Below are 24,529 nucleotides of genomic sequence, written 5' to 3' on the forward strand. Positions count from 1 at the left end.
GCTGATGGTAGTGTGGGGTTACCCATGTGAGAGTAAGTCATCGCCAGCTCATTATTCTAAACACCCCCTTCAATAGAAGGGGGTGTTTTTTTATGCAGTAAAGAAAAAAATAAAGAATTAAATATAAAGGGAAATGTATCTTAGAACTCACTGATAAAGATTTTTATATAGTGAGGAACTAATAATAAAAGCCTTCATCAAATCTTCATTGATCTGTCAGAGGAATGACACCATCATGCCGTTTAATCATGAGTCCTTAATTAAGTGATACATATGGATTTATGAACAAGACACTTTTAAGCACAGTGCTATTGTCATTTTTAGCCCTTAGCGGTTGTAATGATTCTGATGATAAGATCACCTCAGATCAACAAAATCAAATAAATGAACCTACACTTGTTTCATTTGCAAAGCTTGATGTGGCTACCTATGCCGATGGACCAGATTCAGGACTTTATGTTAAAGGTGCAAATGGTATTTATCCACCATTTAAAGGTCAGCCAGTTCAAGGATTTTCTGGGGCATTAAAAAATGCTGATGGAACGTATCTTGTAATGTCTGATAATGGATTTGGTGCACAAGATAACTCAGCAGACTATCTATTACGTCTTTATAATATTTCAGTAGATTTTAGAACTACTAAGACCAACTCAAATAACGTTAAAGTACTGTCTCATATACAGCTTCGTGATCCGAATAAGTTAGTACCATTCAAAATTGTCAATGAGAGTACGCCAGAACGACTTTTAACAGGTGCTGATTTTGATCCGGAATCTATACAGCGTGATAAAAATGGCGATATTTGGATCGGAGATGAATTCGGTCCATTTTTACTGCATTTTAGTGCTGATGGTGTCTTAAAGAGTGCTCCGATTGCATTGCCTCATCCTGAAAAAGAAGGAGAAGAGCTTCGATCTCCACAAAATCAACTTCATCAAAGTGCGGCTGAAATAGAAAATGCGCTCGTGCAAAGAAGTGGTGGATTTGAAGGTATGGCTATTTCTCTAGATGGTCAATATTTATATCCAATGCTGGAAAAACCATTAAGCAAGAATGCGCAAAGACATTTATTAATTTCAAAATTTGATATTGCTAAAAAAGCGTATACAAATGACCATTACTATTTTGAGCTCGATCCTAAAGCAACAGCAATTGGTGATTTCCAGTTATTTAGTCAAAATGAAGGTGTTGTGATTGAGCGCGATGATTCTGAAAATAATATTGGTGGTTTCAAGAAATTAGTTCGCATACAACTGAATGAACCGAAGAGGTTGGTTAATAAGACTGACTTGGTCAATTTAATGGATATTGCGAATCCAAATCTATTATATGGTACGCCACGTGAGGGCGATATTATGACGGGTGAGCGTTTCGGTTTTCCATTCTTTACCATTGAAGATATTGTGATTGAAGGACCTGATTTAATCACAGTTCTGAATGACAATAATTTCCCGGGTTCGAGTGGACGTAATGCAAAACTTGCAGATGATAATGAAATTATTCAGATTAAATTAGACAAAAAGTTATATTAATTGTTCGAGACCTCATGGATTTTGATCTATGAGGTTTTTTATTAAATTAAGTGAAAAATATCATAATGAAATAAGTAATTTAATAAATTCGTATTTGAGCGAGATATCATCATTACTCACCAATAAAATGATGGAAACACTGATTTTCATAAGTCAAACCAACTTTGGTCTAATGCGATATTTAGATAAAAAACCTAATTTTGATTGGATTTTAGACTAACGTTCAATTTTTATTAACACAGAATTATGTGAAATTTACCTCACAGACTTTAAGCACACAATTTTGATGCGTCGCTCACAACAATTAAATTCAAAGTTGGTTGGATCGTGCTTAAAGATTATTGAAATACGATCTCTCACAGGAGGTGAGGAATGTCACAGCAAGCAATGAACGTCAATAAAATTATTGACCATGCTAAATTCACACCATTTCACTTCAATGTTGTCGCTTGGTGTTTACTCATTATCCTGTTTGATGGTTATGACTTAGCAATTAATGGCGTAGTTTTACCATTATTGATGGATGAATGGGGTTTAAGTGCTGTTCAAGCAGGCATGCTCGCAAGTACTGCACTTGCAGGGATGATGTTTGGCGCAATGATTTTTGGTTCTTTAGCAGATAAGATTGGCCGTAAAAAAGTCATTATGATCTGTATTATTTTATTCAGTGGATTAACCTTTGCGGGTGGTTTTGCATCCAATCCAACTGAGTTCGGTATTTTGCGTTTCTTGGCAGGTTTAGGGATTGGTGGTGTTATGCCAAACCTTGTGGCTTTGACCTCAGAATATGCACCTCAAAAAATGCGTAGCACCTTGGTAACTACTATGTTTAGTGGTTATGCGGTAGGTGGTGTGATGGCTGCATTATTAGGTTCATGGTTTACACCAAGTTTTGGTTGGGAAATCATGTTCTTTATCGCAGGTATTCCATTACTTTTACTTCCAATTATTTGGAAATTCTTACCTGAGTCTTTAACTTTCATCGTAAAAGAAAATCGTCAGGAAGAAGCTCGTCAAATTGTGGCGAAGATTGAACCTAAAGTAAAAGTTGAGAAAGATACAACTTTCGAGCTTGATCAAGTAGATGAGCCTGAATCGGCAACTGTTGTCAGCTTGTTCCGTCGTGGTCGCGCTGTAAATACATTGTTGTTCTGGGTTGCATTCTTTACATGCTTATTAACCATGTACGCTCTCAGCAGCTGGTTACCGAAATTGATGATGGCTGCGGGCTACTCAATGGATAATAGCTTGATGTTCATGATGGTCATGAATGTTGGTGCGGTAGTGGGGATCGTTGGCGGTGGTATCTTGGCAGACCGTTACCATTTAAAACCTGTATTAATGTTCTTAGGTTTAATGGGTGCGATTGTGATGAGCTTAATGGGCTTCCAGTCGAATATGCTGTTACTTTACATTTTGGTGTTCTTGGCAGGTGCTGCATCGATTGGTTCACAGATGTTGTTATACAGCTACGTAGCTCAGTACTATCCATTGGCAGTTCGTTCAACAGGGATTGGCTGGTCATCTGCGATTGGTCGTATGGGAGCAATTGTTGGTCCAATCTTGATTGGTGGCTTATTAGGGATGAACTTACCAGCGCATTTTAACTTTATGGCAGTAGGTTTACCTGTGTTAATTACCGCAATTGCAGTGGCTCTGATTATGAATGAAAGTGAATCTGAAAAGATTGGTTCAAGTCAGCCAAGTATTGCCAAAGCTTAAATAAATGAATGTTTTAAAAGCCTCCGTAAGGGGGCTTTTTATTTTATTAATATCGAATAAAATAAGATCTAATTTTCAATGATTTAATGATAATTGGATAATACAAAAAAAGGGGTACACTGGTTAATCAGCTTCATAATTTTCTTTGCTGCTTTAGGTTACATCTATGAATTTAGCTATTTTTATGAACTCAATGTAAAAGTTGCGGATGTTTTAAATTTTAGACATTACCTTATGAGTGGTTTTTATCATATTGGTATACCACTAATCTTTATAAGCGCAATAAATCAACTCATTAAATTTTTTAGTAAAGATATAAGTAGAAGTGAGTGGGATGTAATTGAAGAAAGAATTAAAAATGAAGATATAAACTCTGTAATCTGGTTTGCAAGAGGAGGCTTAATACTGGCAGTGATTTTCTGGTTACTTACAAAATATGAAAATCATTTTTTTATGCAGCCTACTATCTTTTCCGCATATCTTTATATATTAATGTGGGTATCTGGTCTTTTTTTGCTTCCTATGCTAAAAGCATCAAAGTCAGCTCTTAGTTCAATAATATTTTGTTTTCTAGTATCTTTGGGATTAGTATTTTCTGCAGCAGGCATAGGCTACAGTAGAACTGATTTACTACGAATAAATACAGAAAACATTATTAGAGACGATGCAATTGTATTAATAAAGAAACTTGATGACGGAACATATCAATGTGTTGCAAAAGATATTAAGTTCCCTAGATTTTTAGAGAAAGTTTTAGAAAATTTTTGAGTAGTTCTAATTTTAAGATTAAGGCAATATATCTTATTCATCAAGAGAGCAAGAAAATGAACTTTAATTCCATCTCCCCACTCCCTGACGATGATAGCGAACTTCATCTTCCTGAACTCATCTATTGGGCTTCATTAGGCGAAATCACAGAAGTTGAAACAGCTTTAAACAACGGAGCTGATGTAAACCAAATTGATGATGAAGGTTATAGCGCACTTCAAGCAGCCGCAGAGAATGGGTACTTAGATGTAGTACAACTGCTAGTCGCAAAAGGTGCAAATGTGGCTTACAAAGGTCAATTTACGGCCTTAGAACTTGCTGAAATGGCAGGCGAGCAAGAAATCGTAGATTACTTAAAAAGTCTGTAAAACATGCAAAATAAAACCCCTAAAAAGGGGTTTTAATCTTTTAAGACTGCGTCAATTCTTTATAAATGGCTTCATTAAATGCAGGAATATCATCAGGGCAACGAGATGTAATGAGCGGCCAGCCGCCAGTATTACAACGATGCACCTCTTCATCAACCCATTTACCGCCTGCATTTTCTAAATCAATTTTTACTGACTTATAAGACGTCAAATTTTTATCTTTGATACGTTGTGCATCAATTAACGTCCAAGGCGCATGACAAATAGCTGCGATTGGTTTTTGATGGTCAGCAAAACTTTGAATCAATTTTTGAACCTGTGGATGAATTCGCAAGTTATCCGCATTCACCGTTCCCCCAGGAATAATCAGGATGTCATAATCGTCTGCGATGACTTCCTCGAAGCTTAAATCAGGTTGAACTTGATCAGAAGGCTCTTGATCCCCAACCACAGTCTGAACAGATTTCTTTTCTTCAGCAGCATGATAGGTTTCAATCCCTTTTGATTTTAAAAATGCTAAGGGTTTGATTAATTCATCTTTTTCAACACCAAAATTTGCAGTAATAAATAAAGCTTTTGCCATGTTCACATCCTCAATCTTTAAAATTTTGTATGTAAGCGGTTTGCTCTAGGCTATTCCGTGTTGTAGGAACAGGATAAGTCGCTTGCACTTTGGAAATTACAGTAAGAGTTGTTGCGTGACACACTTTAAAGCTAACAAATAGAATGCATGAAAGTGTTGTGAAAGCGAAAAAGCATGATGCATAATTGTTTTACAAGCGTGACAACGTGTAGTGTGCTTAAAAAATTTTATGTGTAAGAAAAAGAAAAGCCCATCTTCCTGATGGGCTTTTCTTCGTATCGGCTGCTTTTAGGTATAACTCCTGTCGTACCTCACGTCCTGATGCTCAAACTTATTATTGTTGTTTTTTGTTTGGGAAACTTCCTGTTTCCTGATGGTTTAAGAATAGTCCAGTGTCGTTGATATGCATAGCCGACAATGGAAGAGATGATTGTAGGAAAATGCTTACAAAACAATCTAAGTGATTCATTTATCGTTCAATAGATCAATTTAGCGTTTTATATTTTCACGAATGAATTGATCACTGTATTTTATCAGCTGATCTAATGCAGGTTGCTCAACAGGGTAGTGCCCACCATTTTGTAAACTCATCACACGATAAGGTACTTTCAACTGTGTCAAAACAGGTTGACTCAATTTTAAAGGAGTCCATTGATCCTGTTCAGGTTGAGTCAGTAACACAGGTGCTTGATTAAACTGAGTCAAAGGATATGGTTTTTGGTAATGCATATAGCTGTTTAAAAACTCCACGCTCATACTATTACCTGCAGATGTTTTGTCAGCCAGCATGATGCGTAGGGCTTCAGGGTCATTGGTGAGTTTTGACATCTTTGAGACCAAGGACATAGGTAAGGTGATTTGCTTCAAAGGGGTATGTGCAACTGCTTTCATACTTGGCAAAAGAACAGGGCTTAGAGCACTAAAACGCATGGTTCCTTTTTGAACGTCTTTAAACTCTTGATCGAGAAAGGTCATTCCGATGATGCCATCGACATGTTTATTCTGCATGGCCACATGTAGCGTGAGCATTCCACCTGCTGAGAGTCCGTAAAGGAAAATAGGACGATCATCTTTTTGCGCTTGTTCGTTCACAAAATCATTGACCAATTTCACCCAATGATCATAACGAATTTCTTTTTTTGAAGGATATTGTGTCAGACCATAACCGGGTAAATCCAATGCGAAGGTTTCATATCCTTTTTGGGCAAGTGGACGCCCAAGAATTAAACTCATCTGACGACCATTTGTACCTACGCCATGTAATAAAATGACTTTGGCTGGCGCTTTAGTATTGGGATAAGCATCGACATGTACACGGTAATCATTCCAACTCCAGTAGTACTCATGTGGTTTGTTTTGGTCGTTGATACGAAACTTCAAAGGGAGGCTTTGTTGTAATTGTTGCCAAGCTGCTTGTTGCTGGTAAGACTGTGGAATTTTAGATTGAGTCCAAGCCAAATTAGAAAGTAATAAAGCCATCATAGTGGCAACGGTTGTGAGTATTATTTTGAGCACGCTTAAACGCCTTTCATTTTTTTCAAACACTATAAAAATGAAAAGCAACTTTGTTTATTACCCAAATCATCAGTCGTAAAAGAATTGAGTCAATTGTTAAGCTTAAGTTGCTTAAATTAAATGCATATTATTTTTTGTTTAGATTTGGTTGTATGTTAAATGTACAAAAATAGGTCTTAGGTCATCAGTGATGAATAGAAAATTTAAGCAGTTGTATTTGATTGTTTTTTAATCAAGCAAGTTGAGTTGAATTCATGGTAAAATTATCGGCTTTCATCTTTGATCTAATTTTTGATCTTCCATCTGCCAGCCGAGAATTGCTAGCCATGTCTACTGCTTATACCGCTCAGACTGCGCCAAAAGCGTTGTTTGATTACGACAAATATTGGGCGTCTTGTTTTGAACCCGCGCCTTTTTTGCCGATGTCACGCGAGGAAATGGACCAACTCGGTTGGGATAGTTGTGACTTTATTTTTGTTTGTGGTGATGCTTATATCGATCATCCATCATTTGTAACCGGTATCATTGGCCGTGTGCTTGAAGCGCAAGGTTTCCGTGTTGGTATTATTGCCCAACCAGACTGGACGAATGTTGAAGCATTCCGTGTACTTGGTAAACCAAATATTGCTTGGGGCGTATCGGCAGGTAACATGGACTCTATGATCAACCGTTATACGGCTGACCGTAAGATCCGTTCAGATGATGCTTATTCTCCAGATAACCAACCGAATAAACGTCCTGACCGTGCAGCAACAGTCTATTGTCAACGTTGTCGTGAAGCGTTCCCTGATGTTCCTGTTCTGCTAGGCGGTATCGAAGGTTCATTACGTCGTATCGCGCATTATGACTATTGGTCTGACAAAGTTCGTCGTTCTATTTTAATGGATTCAAAAGCAGATCTATTAATGTATGGTAATGGTGAACGCTCAATCATTGAAGTGATGCACCGTCTAGCCAAAGGCGAAAAAATTACAGACATTACTGATGTTCGTGGTACTGCATTTATTATTAATAAGCATAACCGTGCAGCAAAAGCCAAGTTTGTTGAGATCGCATCAAATGATGTCGATACCATAGGCCGTGTTGATCCAATCATCAATCCATATGTGATGACCGAAGATATTGATGGCTGTGAAATTGAGAAAGACAAAGGCAACAGCTTAACGCAGTATCAGAATTTCCAAAAAGAAGTGGTCAGTAATCCGATTGTTCGTGAAGGCGACAATTTGGATGCAGATACGCAAATCGTGCAGTTACAGCCATCATCTAAGGCGATTAAGCATAAGTTGCCACCACGTGAATTGGCTGTGATTCGTCTACCTTCTTTTGAAGAAGTTGCCAATGATCCTGTGCTGTATGCCCATGCAAACCGTATTTTGCATCTAGAAACCAATCCAGGGAATGCGCGCGCACTCGTGCAGAAGCATGGTGAGCGTGATGTCTGGATTAATCCACCGCCAATTCCATTAACCACAGAAGAAATGGATTATGTGTTCGACTTGCCTTATGCACGTCTACCACATCCATCTTATGGCGATGCGCGTTTCCCAGCGTTTGACATGATCAAGTTCTCTGTGAACATCATGCGTGGTTGTTTCGGTGGTTGTACCTTCTGTTCGATTACGGAGCATGAAGGTCGAATTATTCAAAACCGTTCTGAAGAATCGATCTTACGTGAAGTTGAAAAGATTCGTGATACGGCGCCGGGCTTTACAGGCATTATTTCGGACTTAGGTGGTCCAACAGCCAATATGTATCATTTGGCATGTAAAGATCCAGAAATTGAAAAGAACTGTCGTAAGCCATCGTGCGTGTTCCCGGGTGTTTGTCAAAACTTGCATACTGATCACGCACCTCTTACGCAGTTATATCGTAAAGCTCGTGCTTTACCCGGTATTAAAAAGATTTTGATCGGTTCGGGTCTACGTTATGACCTTGCAGTATTGAACCCTGAATATGTCAAAGAATTAGTCACGCATCATGTCGGTGGCTACTTAAAGATTGCACCTGAACATACCGAAAAAGGCCCTCTCAATAAAATGATGAAGCCAGGTATCGGGACGTATGATCGCTTTAAGCAAATGTTTGATCGTTTCAGTAAAGAAGCAGGTAAGGAACAATATCTTATTCCTTACTTTATTGCGGCGCATCCGGGTACAACCGATTACGACATGATGAACCTTGCAATTTGGTTGAAAAAGAATGGTTTCCGTGCTGACCAAGTACAAACCTTCTATCCATCACCAATGGCAACTGCGACCACCATGTACTACACCGGTAAAAATCCGCTTGCGAAAGTGGCACGTTATACTGAAGATGTCGACATTGTAAAAGGTGAAAAACGCCGCCGTTTACATAAAGCTTTCTTACGTTACCATGATCCAAATAACTGGCCTTTACTGCGTGAAGCTTTGAAAGAAATGGGTCGTCAGGACTTAATTGGTAATTCTAAGCAACATTTGATTCCGACGTATCAGCCTCAGGGCACGGATGGTCAATATCAATCTGCACGTAAGAAAAATTCAACTGTTGCAGGTGATTCACAAAAACGTACGGGTCAAACCGCTAATCGTGGTCAATCACAAGGACAAAATAATCGTCCGAAGAAAGGCCAAATCTTGACACAGCACACTGGTTTGCCACCACGTGAGACTGGAGATCGCAAAAAACCTTTTGGCGAGGGGAAACCTAAGGGTAAATCCAAACCCAAGTCTCGTGCATAAATGATAATTTCTTTTAAAAGGACGCTGCGGCGTCCTTTTTTGAACATTTTCTATACAATATTTTCGATGATGCTCATTTTATCGAAATATTGGGCTTGATTTGGGTAAGTCTCTTTTTTATTTTAAAATAATAATTTAAATTAGTAGTTTAGTGAGGTTTTGAGTTTTTCATTTCAGGTGATATTGTATTATCTTCAAATGAAATTTTCATCATTGTCCAACAATTATGTAATAGTGTGATGTGGTTCATGTTTTAAACTATAGCCAATAAGTGCAGAACATGTTTAATATAAGCTTGGTCTGAAGCGCTTTTCACTTGGACTATGCGATGTTTAGCATCAGCATAATGAAACAATAATAAAAGTTGTGTTTTTTGAAGTAGTTTAAAAAAGAAATTAACGATAAGAATTCAAATAAGGATACTAGTCATGGATATCATGATCATCGCGAGTGTGATCATACTCGCTGTGGTGTTGTTCATTGCTTATAAAGGATTAAAGCATCAACAACCCTCTGATAGCATGCTCCGTCAAAGAGCAGTGTTTAGCCCCTATCAGCAAGTAACTTTCAATCGTCTTAAAGAAATCATGCCAAATGCGCATATTTTGGCACATGTCTCTTTTGACGCCTTACTGACCACAAAGTTACCGCGTACACGCCGTAAATATGAGTCAATGTTTGCTGATTTTGTGGTGATGAATAAGGATTGTAAAGTTCTTGCCATTGTCAGTTTAGAAGATAAATTTTCATTCAAGCGTGGACATACTTTACAGTTTCAAAATGCATTACTTGAAACCGCGGGATACAAAGTGATCTCTTACCATGCTGTCCCAGAATATGTGCAGTTAAGACGTGATTTTTTGGATGAATACACTGAGGATATGCCAATTGAATGGGGAGATGAATCCGTGATTGAGCATAAATTAGAAAAGTATAGTGCTGGGCGATTGGCAGATATTCGCGCATTTAGCTAATCATCTTTGAAATAAAAAAGCATGCTCAGGCATGCTTTTTTTTATCAAGGTTTCGCGGCAATTACCGTTAGCTCAACAAGAACATCGGGATGATACAGTTTAGCCTCTACGCATGTACGCGGTAGAGCTTGAATATCAGAAACCCATGCATCCCAAACTTCATTGAATGCTGCATAATCTTTTTCAATATCTTTTAGATAAATTGTCACAGACATGATATGGCTTTTATCTGTACCTGCTTCAGCCAATAAACGGTCAATAATGTCAAAGGTTTGTTGTGACTGTCCACGAATGTCGAGCGACGTGTCTTCTGCTAACTGACCTGCCAGATGAACGAAGTGACCAAAAATAGCGACCTCAGAAAAACGTTTTTGAACGTGTAAACGTTGAACAGACATAAAACTCATCCCTTATAGATATAAATATAGATTATGAAACGCAGTATAGGATTCAGAAAGTATAGGGGAATTGGAACTATGAATTCGGTTTAATTGCTGTATCTCTGAAAGTTTATTTTTATGGGAGGAGATCAGAAATATTTGGAGGAAAAAGAAATTGTACCCATTCAGATTAGAGTGCCCTGTAATATTCGGATGGATTGTCACGCCAATCACAGGACAAATGTGTTAGATATAGGTCTTCTAACAACATCTCAGCAGACACATGGGTAAATGTATTGCGCGATTAGATTACTCTAAAAAGGAAAAAAAGGCGAAAAAAATTGACTTAATTTTGTTCTTTTGCATGAAAACTAGACGAAATTTACAATCCGAATAAATTGAGTTGCGTGTCTTGTTGTTTTTCTGAAAGTTGATACACCCCAACACCAATGAGTCTAAACTGATATTCATCAGGAATATTCATTTCCATTAACAATAATTTGAGTGCCAGTTGCAAATCCTCTATGTGATTGAAAGGTTGTTTAAAGCTTTTAGAGTGTTGTAAAACTTGAAAATTTTTAAGTTTGAGTTTGACGCTGATACCTCTAGCGATCATTTCCTTGTTTTGAAGGTTTTGCCAAACACGAGAAAGCAGTGAAGTCCAAAATTGATCACATTGGTTTAAAAAAAGATCTTCATCAAACGTGGTTTCTTTAGAAATTTGCTGTCTTTGGCGTTCGCTTTGAACAGGTCGCTCATCAATCCCTTGAGCATAGAGAAATAATTGTTTGCCATATTTTCCGAAATGATGAGTGAGAAATTTTTCTTCCACCTGCTGTAAATCCCCAAGTGTTTCGAGTTGCAAAGCTTTTAATTTTTCCTGTGTGACCTTTCCTACACCAGGGATTTTTTTGAGTGGAAGATCATAGATAAACTGTTGCACCTGATTGGGTTTGATCACACAAATGCCATTCGGTTTATTCCAATCAGATGCAATTTTGGCTAAAAACTTATTTGGTGCAACGCCTGCTGAGGCGGTCAATCCAGTAAGCTGAAATATTTCATCACGAATATGCATCGCAACTTCAGTAGCGCTTGGGATCTGCTGTAAATTTTCAGTGACATCCAGATATGCTTCATCCAGCGATAAGGGTTCGATGATGCTGGTATATTTTTGAAATATCTTATGAATTTGGGCTGACACATGTTGGTATTTAGAAAAATTTGGCTCAATGACGATCACTTGTGGGCAAAGTTTTTTGGCTTGTGTCATCGACATGGCCGAACGTAAGCCATACTCACGAGCTGGGTATGATGCTGCTGCAACGACGGCCCGTGGGTGATGAGATGCAATGACCACAGGTAAGTGTTGTAATTCTGGACGCTCTCTAAGCTCCACAGAAGCGTAAAAAGCATCCATATCGATATGAATTATCTTTCGCAAAATGTTCAATCAATCATGAGATGCCTTAATTTTAACCCATAATTAAGGCATCGTTGAGCTGATTATTGGGTATGCGTAAGGCTCCGTCAGTAAAGTCACCTTTCGACCTTGATGCTGTGCATGATCAATCACGAGTTGTAGGCTTTTCGGAGAATGATCTGCTATTCGTGGTAGAAACTCTAAAGGTTGTGAAAGTGGTTTAAAGAAATTGTCCCAATGAATTGGTATGACTTCTTTCGGTTGTAACTGATCAATGGTTTCAGCGAGATACTGTTGTTGAAACTCGGGTGATTGTTTTGAAAGCTGAGCAATTCCTAAAAACAAGACATCTACATTTAACTTCTGAAATTGATTAGGAAGTGCACCTGTGCTGGCTTTAACTAAAATTTTGTGATTATTGTGCTCAATCAAGTAGTCAAAGCTACCGCCTTCTTTAAACTCATAAAAACGTGCTGGCTGAGGCAGTGGATGCAGAATCTCTTCACCTAAATCATTGTTCACTGCTGTAGGTGGCGTATGTTGTGAGGGAATAGGCGTAATACGAAATGCACCCAATTGTAGTGCTTGAAAAGGCACAGCCAGTTTCAATTGATGCTCAGGCACTTTGCCGCCTCGTGCTATATTTAATGTACTCAACGAACCAATGATGTGAGTTTTGGGGAGTGAACTTCCGAGTACTGAGATATCCAAAGCATGATCATAGTGACTGTGGGTCACCAATATGGCTTTGAGGCGTTTAAGCTCATGGTCCTGAATCATATTGTGAAGCAGTGTTTGATCACTGGAAAGGCGTTGTAAAGCAATAGTCATGAGAGACGGTCGACTAAAAAAACCATCAATTAGAATTTGTGAATTACCATCATCAAATAGCAATGTGGAAACGCCAAAAAAGCGAACATTTAATTTTTTTTCACTGACGGGTTGGTCTATTTTAGCCTTCCATTGATTAAATTCGGAGAGCTTTCCTGATGGTTGCCATAAATAAAAAAACGCAGCCATGAGCGTGACAGCCAAAAGACCAATCACCGTTAAAATCCCTTTTTTAAGCGACATCATGTCATCCTTATAAAGCGTAACTCGCTTGCTTGAGCCCCGTTGCACTCTATTTTTTAGTTAGATCACTTTAGTTGTAACGTACTGACTCCTTAAGATTTATGGCTCAATTTGATTTAATTTTAGAAATTTTATCCAGTCGTTTTGATCGCCATTAAATACATTCAAATCCACTGGTGTAGAAATACCCTTAATTTTGCCTTTATTGGTGTATTGCCAAAAGATCCAATCTGGACTGTCTTTTAATTCAGGTTGAGTGGTGTATTCACGTACCCAGAGTGGGGTATCTGTAAAAGCGCCAGCAAGTACGATGTTATAGAAGGCTTTAGAAACATAAAAGATAGGTTGTTTGCCATAATGTTGATGCAGCAAATCGTGCATAACATCGATTTCATGTAACAGTTGTTCTTTGCTATAGGTATTGATGCAATTGCTGTCGTATTCCAAATCAATGACTGGGGGAAGGGCATCTTCTTTACGTGGCACAGAGTCAATGAAATTTAATGCCTGAACTTTCCCATCACGGCAAAGTCGATAGAAATGATACGCTCCGACTTTAAAACCATGCTCGCGTGCTTTAAGCCAATAATCCTGAAATTTTCGATCTTTAAAGTCGCCACCTTCTGTTGCTTTGAGGTAGACAAATTGATATTCCTTTTTTGGAATTTGCGACCAGCGAATCTCTTTTTGATGATGTGAGACATCAAATCCTTTGATTGGATATTCTTGAGCTGTTGCTGGTTGAAACGGCAAAAAGAAAAAGCTCAATAATCCGACCATGAGTGCGATCAGGGCTGCACCTAAAAGGGAGGTCCACAAGATAATCTTCTGCGAATAGATATGCTGCTTATTTTTTGAATTCATGAGCACTTAAAGATTGGTGCGAAATATGATTAATATCATAACGCGAATAAACGTAAATGGTAGCGACAGTATCTAGAATCCATATTCATTAGTCATCATCCATTTCTTTCGGAATTTTCCAAAAAATAAACATGGTAATAATATTAATTGAGCCCATTAAAATTAAGGTCCATTGGAAGGCCTGTTGCATTTGTGCAGTACTAAGATAAGCGGTGAACACATTAACCAGTGTACCTGCAAGCGCTACACCAATACTCATGGATACCATCATAATCATCGAGAGAAAACTGTTACCACTACTAGCATCTTGTTGAGGCAAATCCTTTAAGGTTAGCGTATTCATAGAAACAAATTGCAGTGAGTTCAACATACCAAAAATGAAGAAATGTAATGTTCTTAGCCATAAAGGTGTTTCGGCTGAGGTGAGGGCAAAACTTGCAATACATAAGCCAATAAGGCAGGTATTGACTAATAACACCCGACGATACCCAAATCGTTGAATAATTTGGCGAATGATCGGTTTTGATGCCAGTGAACCCAATACCGTTGGAATCATAAGTAAACCGGTAATAAATGGTTCAAAACCAAAAGCAACTTGTAGCATTAAGGGGATAAGAAAAGGCATCGCATTGCCGCCTAAGCGGGCAAAAAAGTTGCCTACAATACCAATCGCGAAAATTTGATTTTTGAATAGTTTCCCACGAAATAGAGCATTTTGGTGGGTATGGGCATGCACCATGTACCAAGCACTTGCAGATAAACCAAACACAATAAGAACAATACTCCACCATAGTGGAAGATAGGGGCTAGCAAAATTTTCAATCCCTAAACTTAAGCCAACCATCGCGATGACTAATAACAAGAAGCCAAAAAAATCAAATTTAGCAACATGGGTCTCGGTCACATTTGGCATGGCTTTAAATGTGAGAAAAACTCCAATGAGTCCAATAGGAATATTAATTAAGAAAATCCACTCCCAAGTCACGTACTCCACTAGCCATCCGCCAAGAGTAGGACCGATTAAGGGGCCAATCAGACCTGCAAGACTCATCAGAGACATGGCTGCAAGGAATTGGGTTCTAGGAATGATTTTCAACATTGCAAGACGCCCAACTGGAAGCAGTAAAGCACCTCCAATCCCTTGAATCACTCGGAAAAATAAAAGCTCATTTAAATTAGAAGAAAATGCACATCCGAGCGATGCCAAAGTGAAAATGATAATTGCAGAAAAATAAACATTTCGGACACCAAATCGGTCAGCCAGCCAACCACTGAGTGGAATACAGGCTGCGACTGACAATACATAAGCCACCACGACACTATGCATGTGTAGAGGATCTTCATTGAGGTGATGAGCGATTGCAGGAATCGCAGTATTGATGATAGTTGTGTCTAGACCTTGCATAAAAAAGCCGATCGAAACCAAAAACACCAATAATCTAAACTCAGGCTGTAAGGGTTGGTGTGCTGTGCTGCTCATCTTGTAGGATCATATTAGTAAGTTAATATTTTAAAACAGTTTCTCAGTATCACTTGTGGTTTATTTACGAAGGATTTGCAACAAAATTGCAATCTAATGGTCACAGCATTGTCATCGCATGGTCATAGAGTGTTGCCAACAACATCATAAGACGATTAAAAAAATGAAGCTAAAGTCTAACGCACTTGTGATCGCAATGTGTGCATTGGGGCTAGGGGCATGTAATGATGATACTAACAATATCACATCAGTACCAAATATTACGCCTGAATCGATTGAACTCAACTATCTCAGTCGTACAGAAAGTCGTGGTTTTGCGGTCAGCGCAGCAGAGATACCTGCCTATGATGCACAAAGCCAAAGATTGTTTGTTGTAAACGCAAAAGAAGGCATGGTTGATATTTTTGATTATCGCCAACCTCAGCAACCTAAATGGATTGGCTCTTTAGATGCTAAATCTTATTTAACAGACTCAGAAGTAAATAGTGTTGCTGTAAAAAATGGAATTGTTGCCTTGGCTGTACAAGCCAAAGATAAAACAGATCCAGGAATCGTGGCACTTTTTAATGCCAATGATTCGAGCTTTATTGCCCAAGTTCCAGTGGGTTCTCTACCCGATATGCTGACCTTTAGTGCAGATGGTAAAACCTTATTGGTGGCGAATGAAGGAGAGCCATCTCATGATTATGCGATTGATCCCGAAGGTTCGATTTCAATCATTGATCTCTCAAATTTGAACAAACCAGTTGCAAAAACAGCTGACTTCAAAGCCTTTAACAGTCAAGCACAGCTATTACGTAATCAAGGTGTGCGAATTTATGGTCCAAATGCAACAGTAGCGCAAGATTTTGAACCTGAATACATCACACTCAGCGCAGATGGCAAAATTGCATGGATCGCATTACAGGAAAATAATGCCTTAGCTAAGGTGGATGTTTTAAATGCCAAAGTCATGGCTGTTTATCCGCTCGGTTTTAAAGATCATGGCTTACAAGGTCATGGTTTAGATGTCAGTGATGCCGATGGTGAAAATGGTCTTGCGAAGATCAATATTCAAACTTGGCAGCATGTTCGTGGCTTATATATGCCAGATGCGATCTCAAGTTACGAAGTCAATGGTAAAACGTATATTGTCACTGCCAATGAAGGGGATGCTCGTGCTTGGGGTGAAGATGATCCTGAATATTGGGGAGAAAAATTAAAGGATAATCCGAGTGCTCAAGGTAATATTAAAAAGGGTTTTGTTGAAGAATGGCGTGTGAAGCATCTAGTCCATAAAGATGGTTTCGATAGACGACAAGGGGAAGATCTGCCACCACAATTAAGAGCACTGGCGAAAGGTGCTGAATTGAATCCTCTGCATTTTGCATATTGTGGAGCGATCGATGGAGATGCTAAAGGATGCCGTGAAGACAAGATGCTTGGTCGTTTGAATATCACTTGGACTGAAGGTTATCAAAAGAATACTAATGGCACACCTAAACTCAATGCTCGAGGCAATTTGGTTTATGATCATTTATATAGCTTCGGGGCACGATCTGTCAGTATTTGGACAGAAAATGATGCACAAACAGGATTAGAGCTGGTTTGGGATTCGGGTGATGATTTTGAACAATATATTGCTCAGCACCATCCTGAGATCTTTAATGCAAACCATGAAGAAGCAGGGATCGATAATCGTAGTGACAATAAAGGCCCAGAGCCAGAAGGCGTGGTGATAGGTCAAATCGGTCAGAAAACTTATGCATTTATTGGTTTAGAACGAGCTGGAGGCGTGATGGTATATGACATCTCCAATCCTGCCCAACCCCAATTTGTGCAATATATTCATTCACGAAAACTTGATGCAACCACTGCCGATATCGAGGCAGGTCAGGCAGGAGACTTAGGTCCTGAAGGATTAACCTTTGTTTCAGCAAAAGAATCTCCAACGGGTATGCCTTTACTGATTGTAGGGAATGAAGTCAGTGGTACTACAGCAACGTACCAGATCACGTTGAAATAGAGCCTGATCGTGTAGATGTATGATAAAAGAGCCATATGGCTCTTTTATTTTTTACTCGTCATGCGTAATGCTTTAAAGTCTTGTTGAATTTAGACCACGAATTGTTCAGGGCATTTCAAGTTTGCGATGGCATTGATGATTTGATGTGAATGCTCGCATACGATGATTTTTGCACGATGTTGAGCAGGTAGAAAACCTTCTTCTACTGCGTGATCGAGTTGTGCAATCAAGGCATTATAGAATCCATTGACGTTATAAATAATCATTGGTTTTTGGTGTTGATTTAACTGTCCCCAAGTTGCGATTTCTAAGATTTCTTCAAATGTGCCTAAACCTCCCGGGAGCGCAACAAAAGCACTAGCACGTTCAGCCATCATGGCTTTGCGTTCATGCATTGTTCTCACCACGTGAAGTTCTGTTAACTGATTATGGGCAACTTCGTAATCAAGCATAAATTCAGGAATAACACCAACAACTTCACCATGGTTTTCAATGACTGTATCTGCGACTTGTCCCATTAATCCGATACTTGCACCGCCATATACGATGCCAAATCCTTGCCTTGCAATTTTTTCAGCCAAAGCAATGGCTTTTTGTTGGTAAATAGGGTTATTGCCAAAACGAGAACCACAATAAAGTGCAATAAGGCATTGAGTTGCTTTTGATTTAACTGATGTATCGGTCTCTAAGGTGTTATTAAGAACGCTTGTATTCATATTTATTTACTCACCTTTTTTAAATGAACTTCATCATGCAGTTTAATCTAAGCAAGAAAGGTGACAACTGTATAGATAAATAAGATTTTTTTGAAATATTTTGTAGTTTCATTCCAAAATGATTGATAAAGTCAATCTTGATTCAACGAAAAAATAGTGAATTGCACTAAAATCTTTTCTATACTGAAAATCTGTTCGGCAACCAATACATCAATATGAGTAGTGATCGACATCGCTCAATAGAACAAAATATTATTTATTTTCTAAATTTAAATACTGCATTTATAACTTTGCCTCATCACTTTGGTTTAAATGAATCCCATCTTCCTGAAACTTGGGAGTGTAACTCATGATTTTTGAATGGATGTCTGATCCTTCCGCATGGGTGGGACTCTTAACCTTAATTATTTTAGAAATTGTTCTCGGGATTGATAATCTCGTCTTTATCGCGATTTTGGCGGAAAAACTGCCGCCTGAGCAACGCAATAAAGCCAGAATTTTAGGCTTAACGCTCGCGCTTGGCATGCGCCTAATACTTTTGGCGTCAATCGCTTGGATTATCACGTTAACGAATCCATTATTCCATATCATTGATCATCCGTTTTCAGCCCGAGATCTCATTTTGATTTTTGGCGGTATTTTCTTGTTAATGAAGGGAACTTTAGAACTACATGAACGTCTAGAAAGTAAAGTTCATGTTAAAGAAGAAAATCCTGTTCATGCTGCATTTTGGATGGTCATTGTACAGATCGTGGTATTGGATGCAGTGTTCTCACTCGACAGTGTGATTACAGCAGTCGGTATGGTCAAAGATCTTTCGGTCATGATGATCGCCGTAATTATTGCGATAGGAATCATGCTATGGGCCTCTAAAGCCCTCATGGACTTTGTGAATAAGCATCCAACTGTGGTGATTCTGTGTCTATGTTTCTTGATGATGATCGGTTTCTCATTGGTTGTCGAAGGCCTAGGCTTCCACATTCCGAAGGGTTATCTATACGCTGCAATTGGTTTCTCTGTCCTGATTGAGTTTTTAAATCAATTGATGCGCCGCAACCAAGAAAAAACGGTAACAACGACTGATTTACGTTTTAAAACAGCTTCTGCCGTCATTCGTATGCTGGGTGGTAAGTCAAAAACGGCAGATGCTCAATCGGCAAATACAGATGATGTCTTGGCTACCCAAGCGTTGGTAGAGGAAATGTTCTCGGATGAGAATGCGGTATACCAGAGCGTGATGTTGCAAGGAGTATTAGGTTTATCTGAGCGACCAGTCAAATCATTAATGACCCCACGTCCAGAACTCGAATGGATCGATTTAAATGACGATCCTGAAAGTATTAAACATCAAGTGCTTTCTATGAAACATTCACGTTTGATCGTTGCACATGGCGAGCTGGACAATATTGCTGGGGTGGTGCTCACGCATAACGTTTTGAATGACTATATTGAATCAGGCGATTTTAATTTCGAAAAACACATTCGAGAGCCTGTCATTGTCCATGAAAGCGCTCAAGTCTTAATGGTGATGGATCAATTGCGTCAGGCACCCTTACAAATGGCGATTGTGCTCAATGAATATGGTTCCATTGAGGGTATTGCAACACCGATTGATATTTTAGAAGCGATTGCGGGTGAATTCCCGAACGAAAATGAAATAGAAACTGCAGTTGAAAGCTTAGAGGATGGTTCACTCATGCTCGAGGGTTCAACTGATATTCGTCATATTTCATTATTGCTTGATCGTGATTTAGTTGATGAGTCAGAACAGTATTCTACGCTGTCTGGTTATATCTTATTCCATTTAGGACATTTACCTGAAAATGGAGAAACCTTTGAAGCAGAAGGGTATCTATTTGAGGTGGTTACAATGGATGGTCATAAAATCGAAAAAGTACATATTGTACCCATCGTAAAACAAGACCCATCAGAATGATTTAAACTCAGTTAAAATAGCATCTCATTAGGTGCTATTTTTTTGGAATATTGATGTCCGAACTCAATTGTCCTTGCGGGCATGGAATTTATACACACTGTTGTGAACCTTTACATCGTGGTCAGCGTGTTGCAGAAAGTGCTGAACAGCTCATGCGTTCTCGCTATAGTGCATTCGCTAAACATGAAATCGACTATATTGTGAGTACCACAGCATCAGGTCAGCAAAGTCATTTAGACATTGCTGCCATTCGGGATTGGGCGATGAGCAATCAGTGGTTAAAATTAGAGGTTATTCAGCATTTACCTCGTCTGGATAAAACCCATGCTCAAGTTGAATTCAAAGCACATTACCAACATGTCGATCAGGTACATCTCCATCATGAAACCTCAAATTTCGTATTCACCAATAGACAGTGGTATTTTTTAGACCCAACGACAGATCAAACTGTGACGATGAAGCAGCCTTGTATTTGTGGATCAGGAAAAAAATTTAAGCAATGTTGTGCGCGATTTCTCTAGAATTAATTTTTAATTAACTTAGAATATTGCGCATTAAAAACCCTCATTTGGAAGTAGGGCAATGTTACTCACCGTTATTTATATTATTGCGATTACTGCGGAAGCGATGACAGGCGCCTTGTCTGCAGGTCGACGAAGTATGGATTGGTTTGGTGTCATTATTATTGCCTGTGTGACTGCTTTGGGCGGAGGATCAGTTCGTGATGTTTTGCTAGGGCACTATCCTTTAACTTGGGTGAAACATCCTGAATATCTAGTACTTACATGTTGTGCAGCATTATTTACGATTTTTATCGCAAAATGGATGCGACATCTACGTTCGGTATTCTTACTTCTAGATGCCTTAGGTCTGATAGGTTTTACCATTATTGGTTGTCAAATTGCGATTCAAATGGAACAGGGTTTCGTGGTTTGTGCAGTGGCAGGGGTATTGACAGGCGTTTCAGGGGGTATTTTACGAGATATCTTATGTAACGATGTGCCTTTAGTCTTCCGTCGCGAACTTTATGCCAGTATTTCTTTTGTTGCGGTCATTTTCTATTGGGGCTGTATCGAAGTCGGTTTTTCACAAGATATCACCATTATTTCTACTCTTGTTTTTGGTTTCACATTGCGTTGTATCGCAATTTACTTTGGCCTTGAAATGCCAAAATTTATTTATAAAGATGATGATGAACAGTCGGCGTCATCAAAAGATGTAAATTAAACTTTTTACACTCATCTTTCAAAATGGCCGATAATGTGATCGGTCATTTTTATATGGTTCTTTAGAAAATAAAAATAAGCAGTGTTGAGAAAACAGCAATTGTCATTGGTTGTATTTAAATCACTCCTCACAGAGAGCATGCTATGGATTTAATCTCACGAATACAGCGTTTACCTATTGGTAAATTTCACTACACTTTGTTGTGGGTGATTGGATTAGGCTGGATGTTTGATGCAATGGATACTGGACTAATTTCCTTTATCTTGGCGAAGATGGCTGAAGACTGGCAAATGACGCCTGCTGAAAAAGGTTGGGTTGTATCCATAGGCTTTGTGGGGATGGTGATAGGTGCGGTGTTCTCTGGTGGACTGGCAGATCGAATCGGGCGTAAAGCAGTATTTGCTACAACTTTGGTCATTTATAGCATCGCAACAGCCCTTTGTGCTTTCGCACCAAATTTAACATGGTTATTAATCTTTAGATTTATTGTGGGTTTAGGCTTAGGCGGACAGTTACCAGTTGCCGTGACTTTAGTGAGTGAATACATTCCAGCCCATGTTCGTGGTCGCTTTATTGTGTTACTTGAAAGCTTCTGGGGGCTAGGCTGGTTATGTGCTGCACTGGTTTCTTATTTCGTCATCCCTAAATTTGATTGGCATGTTGCATTTTTATTGGGTGGTTTGCCTGCACTTTATGTCTTCGTTATTCTAAAAAAAGTTCCGGAATCTATTCCTTACTTGATCAATCGAGGTCGTATTGATGAAGCGCACGCGATTGTACAAAAAATCGAGCGGCAGTGTGGTGTTGAAGTCATCGACAAAATTGAAGTGAAACCAGTTTCAACACATTCAAATGTCAGTTTTGGTCAGTTATGGTCAAGCGGTTTCGCTAAGCGCAGTTTAATGCTGTGGTTAATTTGGTTTGGGATTGTTTATTCGTATTACGGTATTTTTACGTGGTTACCAAGTCTTTTAGTCAAAGAGGGATATACCATTGTGCAGTCTTTTGAATATGTTCTCGGGATGATTTTAGCACAATTGCCAGGTTATATTGTCGCGGCATGGCTCGTTGAAAAGTTAGGGCGTAAAGCGACGCTTTCAGGCTTTATTGCAATGTGTGCAGTATCAGCATATTTCTTTGGGCAGGCTGATACCGTAGCGATGATCATGTTCTGGGGATGCTTGATGTCATTCTTTAATCTTGGTGCATGGGGCGTTTTATATACCTACACGCCTGAACAATATCCTGCAAATATTCGTGCTTTCGGATCAGGTTGGGCAGCAGCAATTGGGCGTATTGGTGGGATTGTTGCACCTTTAGTGGTTACCCATATGATGGTGGCTTCAAATGGATTTAGCCAAGTATTTATGATGTTTACCGCTGTATTATTGGCAGTTGCAGCCGTGATCTTGGTGCTCGGTGAGGAAACCAAAGGTAAGACACTTGAGTCTATGGGGATGTAAATCTGTGAAAAAAGAGGAGCTAAGCTCCTCTTTTTTAGACCCATTTTTGACGTGCTTTAGTTAAGTCAAAATGTAATGTGTTCGACACTTGCTGGAGATTGAATTTTTCTTTATCTTCAGGGAGTTGAATTAAAATAGGCAAAGCTGATACCCCATTGTCGCCATTGACAAAAGCATAGTGACGCTCAGTCTGATTAATTGAAATCAAACTTTCAAACTCAAGGTACACCGTCGTTTCATCATGTTTTTTGGGCACTTTCACGAGATCTAAATATGCAATTCGTCGATTATTAATTCCAGCCAATTTAAGCGCTTCAAGATCCGATTTTAACTTTTCAGTTTTATCAAACATTTTTTGAAAGAATCCTTTGTTTGATTGGCTTTCGAGTTCTCTTTTTTTCTGATTGAAAGCAATTTGATTGACTTTATGTTGGTCTAGAGCATCGGCAATAATTGTTTTAACTTGCTCAATCGCTGCTTGAGATTTGCTATGACTTGCCGCATAAGACTCTGCATCTAAACTCACAAAAATAGTATGTCGTCTTTTTTCCATCAATTTTAAATAGGATAAAATTTTATATTCGAAAATTTGAGCTTGAGTATTGAAGGCGATAATGGGTTCACTTGAAAAGTCTTTATAAAAACTCGCAATATCAGAGAACAGACGATGCATACTGATAAAACAATAATCAAACTCATCAGGGTGACGAATTGAATGACGCAGTGCATATTGGAAAGGTTGCAAGATCTCAAGAGTTAAAGCTTTTTCGAAATCTAAAAGGCGCTCGTTAATGACTTGTTCGACTGAAAATCCAGAGGCATCGAGCGGTTTTTTGAGTAACGGTAATAACAGATCAAAATTGACGTTATGAAATTTTTCCATCAGATCCAAAATAGGAGTCGTGATCTGTCGTTGAATAGTAATAATTCGACTGACTTGCCATTTAAATTGTTCTAAATAACTTGGATCATTTAAACGTTTCTTATCCAACACCACGCCATTTAGGTAAACTCGATCTTCAAGACCTAGCTTTTCTTCCATTAAAAAGCGGCGGATAGAATATGGGTTCTGTCTAAAGTCATGAATGGTCGCGACCAGATATAAATACTGACTGCTTTCAATGACATCAAAATCACGAATTTTTTGTTCTTGAATAATAAAGTCTTGGAATAATGGATGGCTAATTTGCTTCAGTTGTCTCGGGAGGATGGTTTTGAACCAATAGCCTAAAATTTGATGTTTAATATGAACTTCAAGAATAAAAGTACGAATTTCTTCAGCTGTTAAATGTCGGCAATTATCAGGAACATTTAAGTCGAGTGTTTTGATGATATTTGCAGCATCATATAAAAAAGTTTTTCGTAGGAGTTGTTTGTCTCTAAGAAAACTTTGATCTTCTTCTGTTTCAATACGATCAATTTGATTTTGTACAGTTTCTAAGTAATCGGCGATTTTAATTACGTCTTGATATGATTTAAGCGTTTCTAAAGTGGCTGCGATCTTTTCAGCCAAAGTTCGCATTTTCGGTGAGATTAAATGACTGCTTAAATCCTGAAGACCAACAATGCCCTTAAAAGTGAATGATTGTCGATGTTGATCCCAGTAAATATTCTTCGCAGTCAGGAATTGTTCCTGGATCAGACCTTGTATTGGTGCGGGAACACTATTAAAAATATTTTTTAAACGCGTTTGCCAATGAACATCTAGATTAGGGTCAATTTGAAATAATTTTGAGCGAAGATCATAAGGAATGTAATTATGCATGTTTGTTCCGT

20 protein-coding genes are annotated in these 24,529 nt (G+C 38.7%); 11 read left to right on the plus strand and 9 right to left on the minus strand.

Going from position 1 to position 24,529, the window contains the following annotated elements; all coding sequences use genetic code 11:
* The first annotated feature begins 281 nt into the window (after nt 1-281).
* From AC1M9D_RS07805 to AC1M9D_RS07820, 4 genes are all read left to right on the plus strand, one after another.
* Nucleotides 282-1,532: an esterase-like activity of phytase family protein gene (locus AC1M9D_RS07805; RefSeq protein WP_481610870.1), complete on the plus strand. Its 1,251-nt coding sequence runs from the start codon at nt 282-284 to the stop codon at nt 1,530-1,532.
* Between the two features lie 372 nt (nt 1,533-1,904).
* Nucleotides 1,905-3,254, plus strand: coding sequence for an aromatic acid/H+ symport family MFS transporter (locus AC1M9D_RS07810; RefSeq protein ID WP_092767403.1), 1,350 nt, complete (start codon nt 1,905-1,907; stop codon nt 3,252-3,254).
* 93 nt (nt 3,255-3,347) lie between these two features.
* Nucleotides 3,348-4,022, plus strand: a complete 675-nt coding sequence (locus AC1M9D_RS07815) for a hypothetical protein (protein WP_481594788.1) — start codon at nt 3,348-3,350, stop codon at nt 4,020-4,022.
* Nucleotides 4,023-4,078: 56 nt separating this feature from the next.
* Complete coding sequence (locus tag AC1M9D_RS07820; RefSeq protein WP_481594787.1) at nt 4,079-4,390, plus strand: ankyrin repeat domain-containing protein; 312 nt, start codon at nt 4,079-4,081, stop codon at nt 4,388-4,390.
* Between the two features lie 40 nt (nt 4,391-4,430).
* On the opposite strand, the gene AC1M9D_RS07825 is transcribed toward AC1M9D_RS07820, so the two are convergent.
* A complete protein-coding gene (locus AC1M9D_RS07825) occupies nt 4,431-4,973 on the minus strand; it encodes a type 1 glutamine amidotransferase domain-containing protein (protein ID WP_481594786.1) in 543 nt (180 codons plus the stop codon).
* Nucleotides 4,974-5,462: 489 nt separating this feature from the next.
* Nucleotides 5,463-6,488, minus strand: a complete 1,026-nt coding sequence (locus AC1M9D_RS07830) for an alpha/beta fold hydrolase (RefSeq protein WP_481611890.1) — start codon at nt 6,486-6,488, stop codon at nt 5,463-5,465.
* A 326-nt stretch (nt 6,489-6,814) separates the two neighbouring features.
* Here AC1M9D_RS07830 and AC1M9D_RS07835 point away from each other — a divergent pair, with 326 nt between their 5' ends.
* Nucleotides 6,815-9,211, plus strand: coding sequence for a YgiQ family radical SAM protein (locus tag AC1M9D_RS07835; RefSeq protein ID WP_481594791.1), 2,397 nt, complete (start codon nt 6,815-6,817; stop codon nt 9,209-9,211).
* A 428-nt stretch (nt 9,212-9,639) separates the two neighbouring features.
* Nucleotides 9,640-10,185 (plus strand): DUF2726 domain-containing protein, encoded by a 546-nt coding sequence (locus AC1M9D_RS07840; RefSeq protein ID WP_092767397.1) that lies wholly within the window; start codon nt 9,640-9,642, stop codon nt 10,183-10,185.
* Between the two features lie 44 nt (nt 10,186-10,229).
* Here the strand turns inward: AC1M9D_RS07840 and AC1M9D_RS07845 are convergent, their stop codons facing one another.
* From AC1M9D_RS07845 to mdtD, 5 genes are all read right to left on the minus strand, one after another.
* A complete protein-coding gene (locus AC1M9D_RS07845) occupies nt 10,230-10,583 on the minus strand; it encodes a RidA family protein (protein WP_481589192.1) in 354 nt (117 codons plus the stop codon).
* Between the two features lie 364 nt (nt 10,584-10,947).
* Entirely contained in the window at nt 10,948-12,009 is a 1,062-nt protein-coding gene (gene dinB, locus AC1M9D_RS07850) for a DNA polymerase IV (protein WP_481611891.1), read from the minus strand.
* 42 nt (nt 12,010-12,051) lie between these two features.
* Nucleotides 12,052-13,062: an MBL fold metallo-hydrolase gene (locus AC1M9D_RS07855; RefSeq protein WP_481611892.1), complete on the minus strand. Its 1,011-nt coding sequence runs from the start codon at nt 13,060-13,062 to the stop codon at nt 12,052-12,054.
* Nucleotides 13,063-13,161: 99 nt separating this feature from the next.
* Nucleotides 13,162-13,926 carry a glycoside hydrolase family 25 protein gene (locus AC1M9D_RS07860; RefSeq protein WP_481611893.1) on the minus strand — a complete coding sequence of 255 codons (765 nt, stop codon included), beginning with the start codon at nt 13,924-13,926 and terminating at the stop codon, nt 13,162-13,164.
* Nucleotides 13,927-14,014: 88 nt separating this feature from the next.
* Nucleotides 14,015-15,406, minus strand: a complete 1,392-nt coding sequence (mdtD, locus tag AC1M9D_RS07865; protein ID WP_481611894.1) for a multidrug transporter subunit MdtD — start codon at nt 15,404-15,406, stop codon at nt 14,015-14,017.
* A gap of 163 nt (nt 15,407-15,569) precedes the next feature.
* Here mdtD and AC1M9D_RS07870 point away from each other — a divergent pair, with 163 nt between their 5' ends.
* Nucleotides 15,570-17,411, plus strand: a complete 1,842-nt coding sequence (locus AC1M9D_RS07870) for a choice-of-anchor I family protein (protein WP_481611895.1) — start codon at nt 15,570-15,572, stop codon at nt 17,409-17,411.
* Between the two features lie 89 nt (nt 17,412-17,500).
* Here the strand turns inward: AC1M9D_RS07870 and AC1M9D_RS07875 are convergent, their stop codons facing one another.
* Nucleotides 17,501-18,127: an LOG family protein gene (locus AC1M9D_RS07875; RefSeq protein ID WP_092767382.1), complete on the minus strand. Its 627-nt coding sequence runs from the start codon at nt 18,125-18,127 to the stop codon at nt 17,501-17,503.
* A gap of 349 nt (nt 18,128-18,476) precedes the next feature.
* Here AC1M9D_RS07875 and AC1M9D_RS07880 point away from each other — a divergent pair, with 349 nt between their 5' ends.
* From AC1M9D_RS07880 to niaP, 4 genes are all read left to right on the plus strand, one after another.
* Nucleotides 18,477-20,063, plus strand: coding sequence for a TerC family protein (locus tag AC1M9D_RS07880; protein WP_092767379.1), 1,587 nt, complete (start codon nt 18,477-18,479; stop codon nt 20,061-20,063).
* 53 nt (nt 20,064-20,116) lie between these two features.
* Nucleotides 20,117-20,584 (plus strand): YchJ family protein, encoded by a 468-nt coding sequence (locus AC1M9D_RS07885; RefSeq protein WP_481611896.1) that lies wholly within the window; start codon nt 20,117-20,119, stop codon nt 20,582-20,584.
* 61 nt (nt 20,585-20,645) lie between these two features.
* The gene (locus AC1M9D_RS07890) at nt 20,646-21,290 is read left to right on the plus strand and encodes a trimeric intracellular cation channel family protein (protein ID WP_035268119.1); all 645 of its coding nucleotides are present in this window, start codon (nt 20,646-20,648) and stop codon (nt 21,288-21,290) included.
* Between the two features lie 143 nt (nt 21,291-21,433).
* Nucleotides 21,434-22,753 (plus strand): niacin transporter NiaP, encoded by a 1,320-nt coding sequence (gene niaP, locus AC1M9D_RS07895; RefSeq protein WP_481611897.1) that lies wholly within the window; start codon nt 21,434-21,436, stop codon nt 22,751-22,753.
* A 34-nt stretch (nt 22,754-22,787) separates the two neighbouring features.
* On the opposite strand, the gene AC1M9D_RS07900 is transcribed toward niaP, so the two are convergent.
* Nucleotides 22,788-24,518 carry a hypothetical protein gene (locus AC1M9D_RS07900; protein WP_092767373.1) on the minus strand — a complete coding sequence of 577 codons (1,731 nt, stop codon included), beginning with the start codon at nt 24,516-24,518 and terminating at the stop codon, nt 22,788-22,790.
* Nucleotides 24,519-24,529 lie beyond the last annotated feature (11 nt).

The sequence above is a fragment of the Acinetobacter sp. ANC_7682 genome, assembly GCF_056779795.1.

What these genes read in the sequence shown, in the direction of transcription:
- AC1M9D_RS07840 (WP_092767397.1), top strand. Translation starts at nt 9,640, where the DNA reads ATGGATATCATGATCATCGCGAGTGTGATCATACTCGCTGTGGTGTTG.
- AC1M9D_RS07890 (WP_035268119.1), top strand. Translation starts at nt 20,646, where the DNA reads ATGTTACTCACCGTTATTTATATTATTGCGATTACTGCGGAAGCGATG.
- AC1M9D_RS07835 (WP_481594791.1), top strand. Translation starts at nt 6,815, where the DNA reads ATGTCTACTGCTTATACCGCTCAGACTGCGCCAAAAGCGTTGTTTGAT.
- AC1M9D_RS07810 (WP_092767403.1), top strand. Translation starts at nt 1,905, where the DNA reads ATGTCACAGCAAGCAATGAACGTCAATAAAATTATTGACCATGCTAAA.
- AC1M9D_RS07880 (WP_092767379.1), top strand. Translation starts at nt 18,477, where the DNA reads ATGATTTTTGAATGGATGTCTGATCCTTCCGCATGGGTGGGACTCTTA.
- niaP (WP_481611897.1), top strand. Translation starts at nt 21,434, where the DNA reads ATGGATTTAATCTCACGAATACAGCGTTTACCTATTGGTAAATTTCAC.
- AC1M9D_RS07805 (WP_481610870.1), top strand. Translation starts at nt 282, where the DNA reads ATGAACAAGACACTTTTAAGCACAGTGCTATTGTCATTTTTAGCCCTT.
- AC1M9D_RS07855 (WP_481611892.1), bottom strand. Translation starts at nt 13,062, where the DNA reads ATGTCGCTTAAAAAAGGGATTTTAACGGTGATTGGTCTTTTGGCTGTC.
- AC1M9D_RS07845 (WP_481589192.1), bottom strand. Translation starts at nt 10,583, where the DNA reads ATGTCTGTTCAACGTTTACACGTTCAAAAACGTTTTTCTGAGGTCGCT.
- AC1M9D_RS07870 (WP_481611895.1), top strand. Translation starts at nt 15,570, where the DNA reads ATGAAGCTAAAGTCTAACGCACTTGTGATCGCAATGTGTGCATTGGGG.
- AC1M9D_RS07885 (WP_481611896.1), top strand. Translation starts at nt 20,117, where the DNA reads ATGTCCGAACTCAATTGTCCTTGCGGGCATGGAATTTATACACACTGT.
- AC1M9D_RS07825 (WP_481594786.1), bottom strand. Translation starts at nt 4,973, where the DNA reads ATGGCAAAAGCTTTATTTATTACTGCAAATTTTGGTGTTGAAAAAGAT.
- mdtD (WP_481611894.1), bottom strand. Translation starts at nt 15,406, where the DNA reads ATGAGCAGCACAGCACACCAACCCTTACAGCCTGAGTTTAGATTATTG.
- AC1M9D_RS07820 (WP_481594787.1), top strand. Translation starts at nt 4,079, where the DNA reads ATGAACTTTAATTCCATCTCCCCACTCCCTGACGATGATAGCGAACTT.
- AC1M9D_RS07900 (WP_092767373.1), bottom strand. Translation starts at nt 24,518, where the DNA reads ATGCATAATTACATTCCTTATGATCTTCGCTCAAAATTATTTCAAATT.
- AC1M9D_RS07875 (WP_092767382.1), bottom strand. Translation starts at nt 18,127, where the DNA reads ATGAATACAAGCGTTCTTAATAACACCTTAGAGACCGATACATCAGTT.
- AC1M9D_RS07860 (WP_481611893.1), bottom strand. Translation starts at nt 13,926, where the DNA reads ATGAATTCAAAAAATAAGCAGCATATCTATTCGCAGAAGATTATCTTG.